This is a genomic window from Stenotrophomonas sp. P5_A8 (assembly GCF_056400545.1).
In genome coordinates, this window is sequence record NZ_JBFULB010000214.1 from 1 (window position 1) to 6836 (window position 6836).

Below are 6836 nucleotides of genomic sequence, written 5' to 3' on the forward strand. Positions count from 1 at the left end.
GACGCCGGGCTTGGGGGCGCGGATGCGCCCACGGCCGTCACTTGAACTTGTACACCACGTTCATCGTGGTCAGCGTGTCGGTCTTGCGCTTGTCTTCGGCCACGTCGCTGTTGTAACGCGCCTGCCAGCCGGCCTTCAGCGCCAGGTGCTCGTTCATGCTCACCGACACGCCGAAATCGTTCTGGCCGAAGGTGTTGTACGAGCCCGATTCGACCAGCAGCGTGTTGACCAGGTCGGTATTGGGGGTCAGCGAATACTTGACGTCGAACAGGCCACGACCGATCAGGCCGGTGCGGGTGGCATCGTCTTCGGTGTTGTGCGTGCGACGCACACCGGGGCCGATCTGTGCGTCCATGTAGAAGCGGTCGCCTTCCACCAGCCGGGTGCCGTAACCCAGACCGAACGAGCTCTGCCGGTCGTAGGTGGCRAAATCATCGCGCTCGTAACGCACCGTGGCGGTCAACTGGCGGTGCTCGCCCAGCTGCAGCGCGCTGCCGGCACTGCCGGTATAGCGGTTGGCGGTGGTGTTGCTGCGCTTGATGGTGGAGCCGTCGTCGTTGGTTTCAATGTATTCCGAACGCGAACGCAGGCCGAACAGGTCCAGGCTGTGCACCCAGTCGTCGTCGGTGTAGCGCAGGCGCAGGCGGCCGTTGGCGCTTTCGGTGTTGCTGTTGCCGCGCGCCGAGGCGAAGCCGAATTCACCACCGCTGCCGCTCCATGGCGAGGTCATCGCGGCCGGGTCGGTGGTGTCCTGTGCGAAGGCCACAGGGGCACACAGCAGCAGGGGAACAAGCAACGAGACGCGCAGGGACATCAACGGTTCTCCGGATCGAACGGTGGGGGACGGGCAACGGGGAATGATACTTGATGCGTCCCGCGCGTAATTCCGCCATCGCCCCGTGCTTTAGCAGGGGTTCGGGCAGATCGCCTGTTCAGGGTAGTTCGATGCGCAGCGTGGGGTCATCGAAACGCGCGTAGCGCAACGTGATCCGGTAGGTCTGCCCATGGGTCTGGCCATCGCGCTCGATCTGCACCGGCAGGCCCTGTGCGTTGATCCAGTACAGCATCCCGTCCGGCGCGGCGCTGGCGTGACGCACGCGGTACTTGTGCGCCGGCTGCCCGCCGATGGCCTCGGTGCCAAGATCCTCCACCTGCAACTGGGCCGGGGCAAGATCGGCCGGCAGCGGGTTGCGCCACTGCGCCAGCAGGCCGGGTGGCACCGGCACCTGGCGCACTTCACCGGCACGCTGCAGGAAGAAGGTGTCGCCGATGATCAGCTGCGGGCCGTCGTCGGTCTGCAGCCGGTAGCGGTCCGGGGCGACGAAGTCCATCGTGGTCTCCACCGTGCGCGGCCCCTGCATGCGCAGGGTGGCGTGGAAGCTGCGCAGCTGGCCGAAACGCTGGCTGGCACTCAGCACCGCCTGCACCGGATCGACCGCGACCGGCACCGTGCCCGGCGCCGCAGGCGCGGCCGTGGCCGCCGGATCGGCGCTGCCCCCGCAGCCGGACAACAGCGCGGACAGGAGGATGGCAGCGGGCAACAGGCGCATGGCAGGCGGCAACGGGTGGGTTTGGGGCCCTCACGATAGCCCAAGATGCGGCCAGAGCCGCCACAACGACGGCGACTCGGACATAATCGGGTCATGGACCGATATGAACGCATCAACGCCCTGCATCGTCTGCTGAAGTCCGCGCGCTATCCGGTGACGGTGGCGACCCTGCAGGAAAAACTGGAGTGTTCCCGCGCCACCGTCTACCGCGACCTGGCGTTCCTGCGCGATGCGCTGATGGCGCCGGTGGAGGGCGACGGCGAGGCCGGCTTCCGCTACCAGGACGACGAGAGCGACCGCTTCGAACTGCCGGGGCTGTGGCTCAGTTCCGAAGAGCTGCATGCGCTGCTGGCCTCCCAGCATCTGCTGGCGCGGACCGGTGGCGGCGTGCTGTCCTCGGTGCTGGCGCCGCTGCAGCAGCGCATCGAAGGCCTGCTCGCGGCCCAGGCCGGGGTCTCCACCTGGCCGGTCGACCGGGTCCGGGTGATCCCGCACCGTGGCCGCAAGTTCGACGAAGCCAGCTTCCGTGCGGTGGCCTCGGCGGTGCTGGAGCGCAAGCAGCTGGCCTTCGAATACCGCGCCCGCTCCACCGATGAGGCGACCAAGCGCACGGTCTCGCCGCAGCGCATGACCCACTACCGCGACAACTGGTACCTGGACGCCTGGGACCACGGTCGCGAGGGCCTGCGCAGCTTCGCGGTGGACCGCATCTACAAGGCGCGGGTGGTGGACACCGTGGCCCGCGATGTCGATGACAACGAACTGGACGAACAGCTGGGCGCCAGCTACGGCATCTTCTCCGGCCCGCCCAAGGGCTGGGCCACGATCGTGTTCAGTGCCAAGGCCGCGCGCTGGGTGGCCGACGAACACTGGCATTCCAAGCAGCAGGGGCGCTTCCTGGCCGATGGTCGCTACGAGTTGAAGGTGCCTTACAGCGTCTCGCGCGAGCTGCTGATGGACGTGCTGCACTACGGCTCGGATGCGGAGATCATCGAGCCGGTGATGCTGCGCGAACAGGCCAAGGCGCTGCTGGCGCTGGCGTTGACCAACTACGAGTAACGGCGCGGCGGGCGGACGCCCGTCCGCTTGGCTCATGCCCGCCGGTCATATGGCTATGGATACCGCACGGCCGGGGCGTACGGTATGGTTGGGCGCTATCGATGCCCCGGATACCGCCCCCCATGAAGAAGACCCTGCTGCTCCCGCTGCTTGTCGCCGCGCTGGCCCTGTCCGCCTGCGGCAAGCCCAACGCCGATTCCCAGAAGCTGGTGGTGGCCGCCACCGCCGTGCCGCATGCTGAGATCCTGGCGGTGGTCAAGCCGATCCTGCAGAAGGAAGGCCTGGAGCTGGACGTGCGCGTGTTCAACGACTACGTGCAGCCCAACGACCAGCTGGTGCAGAAGCAGGTGGACGTCAACTACTTCCAGACCGAGCCGTACCTGGACGCCTACAATCGCGACCGCAAGACCGATCTGGTCAAGGTCGTGGGCGTGCATATCGAGCCCTTCGGTGCGTACTCGCGCCGCTTCAAGTCGCTCGATGAAGTGCCCACCGGCGCCGACGTGGTGATTCCCAACGATCCGAGCAACAACAGCCGCGCACTGATCCTGCTGCACAAGGCCGGCCTGATCACGCTGAAGGATCCGACCAACGCCCTGGCCACCCAGCGCGACATCATCGCCAACCCGAAGCAGCTCAAGTTCCGCGAGCTGGATTCGGCGATGCTGCCGCGCGTGCTCGACCAGGTCGACCTGGCCCTGATCAACACCAACTACGCACTGGATGCCGGGCTCAATCCGACCCAGGATGCACTGGCGATCGAAAGCAAGGAATCGCCGTACGTGAACTTCCTGGTCGCCCGCCCGGACAACAAGGACGATGCCCGCGTGCAGAAGCTGGCCAAGGCGTTGACCAGCCCGGAAGTGAAGGCCTTCATCGCTGAAAAGTACAAGGGCGCGGTTCTGCCGGCGTTCTGATCCAACGGCGGGCCGACCCACGGTCGGCCCCTACCGCCGGTCGCGAGCTACCAGCGCGGCAATGATCGACACCGCGTGCGGCGTCACCCCACCCGGAACCCCATCGTGGCCTGTACCGCCTGCTGCCAGCCGGCGTACAGCGCCTCGCGCTGGTCCACCGCCATCTGCGGCATGAAGCGCCGGTCCACCGCCCACTGCGCGGCGATCTCTTCCCGGCTGCCCCAGAACGCCGTGGCGAGCCCGGCCAGGTAGGCCGCGCCCAAGGCAGTGGTTTCAGCCACCTGCGGGCGCACCACCGGCACGCCCAGGATGTCGCTCTGGAACTGCGCCATGAAGTCGTTGCCGATCGCACCGCCATCAGCGCGCAGCTCCTTCAGTTCGATTCCGGCATCGGCCTGCATCGCGGCCAGCACGTCGCGGGTCTGGTAGGCCATCGATTCCACCGCCGCGCGGATGAAGTGTTCCTTGCTGGTGCCTCGGGTCAGGCCGAACATCGCCCCGCGCACATCGCTGCGCCAGTACGGCGCGCCCAAGCCTACGAAGGCCGGCACCAGGTAGACCCCGCCGGTGTCGGGCACGCGTTCGGCATAGGCCTGGCAGTCGCTGGATTTGCCGAACATGCGCAGCCCGTCGCGCAGCCACTGCACCACCGAGCCGGCGACGAAGATCGATCCTTCCAGCGCGTACTCGACACGCCCGTCGATGCCCCATGCCAGCGTGGTCAGCAGCCCGTTGTTGGACACCACCGCCTTGTTGCCGGTGTTCATCAGCATGAAACAGCCGGTGCCATAGGTGTTCTTGGCCATGCCCGGTTCGAAGCAGCCCTGCCCGAACAGCGCCGCCTGCTGGTCGCCCGCGATCCCGGCGATCGGGATGCGCTGGTCGAAGAAAAACTGCGACTGGGTGCTGGCATACACCTCGCTGGAGCTGCGCACCTGCGGCAGCATCGCGCGCGGGATATCCAGCAGCTGCAGCAGCTGCTCGTCCCAGTCCAGGGTGTGGATATTGAACAGCAGCGTGCGCGCGGCATTGCTGTAGTCGGTGACGTGGGTGGTGCCACCGCTGAGGTTCCACACCAGCCAGCTGTCGATGGTGCCGAACAGCAGCTCGCCACGTTCGGCGCGGGCCTGCGCACCGTCCACGTGATCCAGGATCCAGCGGATTTTGGTGGCCGAGAAATACGCATCGATGAGCAGGCCGGTCCGCTCGCGCACCAGCGGTTCGTGGCCTTCGGCCTTGAGCCGTTCGCAGATGGCATGGCTCTGCCGCGATTGCCAGACGATGGCGTTGTGGATCGGCTGGCCGGTGGCCTTGTCCCAGACCACGGTCGTTTCGCGCTGGTTGGTGATGCCGATGGCGGCGATCTGGCGCGCGTGGACCTGCTCGCGGTTGAGCAGCTCGGTCAGGGTGGTATAGACGCTGGTGAGAATCTCGCGCGGGTCGTGCTCGACCCAGCCCGGTGCCGGAAACAGCTGGGCGAACTCGCGCTGTGCACTGCCGACGATGCGGCCGCTGCGATCGAACAGGATCGCGCGGGAACTGGTGGTGCCCTGGTCGATGGCGAGCACGTACTGCTTGTCCATGCCTTGCTCCGTACGACGAATCGAGGTGACGCCACAGCCTACGCCATCGCCGCCAGGCGGTGCTGCAGGTACTGCGCCAGCGCGTCGCGTTGCGCTGCGTCCAGGCGCAGGCCCAGCCAGGTACGTCGCCAGAGCAGGTCGTCGAGCTGGCGTACCCATTCGTGGCCGATCAGGTAGTCGACCTCGCGCTGGTAGAGGCCCGCACCGAAATGCGTGCCCAGCTGCGCCGGCGTGGTCGCCGACCCGAGCAAGGTGGACGCGCGCGTGCCRTAGCGCCGCGCCAGGCTCGCCAGCAGCGTCGCCTGCTGGTTCGGATAGAGCGACTGCAGGCGCGCCAGCACGGTGGGCGCATCGCCGCCATCGCCACCGGGCAGGGTAGGCCCGCTGGCGGTCCAGGCCGGTTCGCTGCGTCCCAGTACCGGCCCAAGCTGGTCGACCGCTTCTTCGGCGAGGGTCCGGTAGGTGGTGAGCTTGCCGCCGAGCACGCTGAGCAGCGGCGCCTGGCTGGCGTCCAGCTGCAGGCGGTAGTCGCGGGTGACGTTGGCCGCCTCATGATGGTGGTCGGCCAGCAGCGGGCGGACCCCGCTGTAGGTCCAGACCACCTCGGTCGGTTGCACGGGTACGCGCAGCCAGCGGTTGACCGCCTCGCACAGGTAGGCGACCTCACTGTCGGCGGCCTGTACCTGCGCAGGATCGCCGTGGTAATCCACGTCGGTGGTGCCGATGAGGGTGAAGTCCTGTTCGAACGGCAGCACGAATACGATGCGTTGATCCGGTTGCTGCAGCAGGTAGGCGCTGTCGTGCGCGTACAGGCGCGGTACAACGATATGGCTGCCCTGGACCAGGCGCAGGCCGATCGGCGCATCCATGCCGGCGCGTTCGAGCAGATTGCCGGCCCACGGTCCGGTGGCGTTGACGACGGCGCGGGCGCGCAACCGCTGCACGCTGCCATCGGCGCTACGCAGTACCGCCCACCAGTGATCGCGGTGGCGGATGAGCTGTTCGCAGCGGGTGCGCACGCGGATCTGCGCGCCGCGTTCGTGGGCGTCCAGCGCATTGAGCAGCACCAGGCGGGCATCGTCGACGCGGGCATCGGCGTAACTGAAGCCGCTGCGGAAGCCGGGCTGCAGCACGGCGCCGCGCGGGTCGCGACGCAGGTCCAGTCGTTGCGAGCGCGGGAATGCGGCGCCAGCGTGGCCGAGGTGGTCATACAGCCACAGTCCGGCCTGCAGCATCCAGCCGGGGCGCAGGTGCGGGGCCTGGGGCAGGACGAACTCGGTGGGGACGACCAGGTGCGGGGCGAGGCGGTGCAGGACGCTGCGTTCGCGCAGGGCTTTGCGGACCAGGCCGAACTCGCCGTACTGCAGGTAGCGCAGGCCGCCGTGGATGAGTTTGGTGCTGGCGCTGGAGGTGTGCGCGGCAAGGTCGTCCTGTTCGCACAGGCACACCGACCAGCCGCGGCCGGCCGCGTCCCGGGCGATGYCGGCGCCATTGATGCCGCCGCCGATGACCAGCAGGTCGAGCATCGGTTCCGTTCCGGTTCCTTCCATCCCCGTCCCCGGTAGTGCGATGCCCGCAGTATCGGGGGTGGCGGGACAAGGGCGAATGAAAGGTGTTTTTTTGTTTTTTCGAGGCAAAGGCCGAAAGCTAAAGGCCAAAGGCAGTGCGCCGGCTATCCAGGCAGGGCAGGGGCCTGTGAGTTTGCAGGACACGCCGTAAACCCATCC

Annotated in this window: 6 protein-coding genes; 2 read left to right on the top strand and 4 right to left on the bottom strand. The window is 67.5% G+C overall.

Annotated features, from left to right (window positions below; translation table 11 throughout):
- Positions 1-37: 37 nt before the first annotated feature.
- Positions 38-814 carry a DUF481 domain-containing protein gene (locus AC1DQP_RS14340; RefSeq protein ID WP_256777412.1) on the bottom strand — a complete coding sequence of 259 codons (777 nt, stop codon included), beginning with the start codon at positions 812-814 and terminating at the stop codon, positions 38-40.
- Positions 815-932: 118 nt separating this feature from the next.
- On the bottom strand, positions 933-1550 hold the full coding sequence (locus AC1DQP_RS14345) for a LolA family protein (RefSeq protein WP_457318531.1): 618 nt from the start codon (positions 1548-1550) through the stop codon (positions 933-935).
- 93 nt (positions 1551-1643) lie between these two features.
- On the opposite strand from AC1DQP_RS14345, the gene AC1DQP_RS14350 reads away from it, so the two are divergent.
- Both AC1DQP_RS14350 and AC1DQP_RS14355 read left to right on the top strand, forming a co-directional pair.
- A complete protein-coding gene (locus AC1DQP_RS14350; protein WP_256777414.1) occupies positions 1644-2609 on the top strand; it encodes a helix-turn-helix transcriptional regulator in 966 nt (321 codons plus the stop codon).
- A 122-nt stretch (positions 2610-2731) separates the two neighbouring features.
- Complete coding sequence (locus tag AC1DQP_RS14355) at positions 2732-3526, top strand: MetQ/NlpA family ABC transporter substrate-binding protein (protein ID WP_457318532.1); 795 nt, start codon at positions 2732-2734, stop codon at positions 3524-3526.
- 83 nt (positions 3527-3609) lie between these two features.
- On the opposite strand, the gene glpK is transcribed toward AC1DQP_RS14355, so the two are convergent.
- Both glpK and glpD read right to left on the bottom strand, forming a co-directional pair.
- Entirely contained in the window at positions 3610-5109 is a 1500-nt protein-coding gene (glpK, locus tag AC1DQP_RS14360; protein ID WP_457318533.1) for a glycerol kinase GlpK, read from the bottom strand.
- A 38-nt stretch (positions 5110-5147) separates the two neighbouring features.
- Positions 5148-6635: a glycerol-3-phosphate dehydrogenase gene (gene glpD, locus AC1DQP_RS14365; protein ID WP_478051852.1), complete on the bottom strand. Its 1488-nt coding sequence runs from the start codon at positions 6633-6635 to the stop codon at positions 5148-5150.
- Positions 6636-6836: the final 201 nt, after the last annotated feature.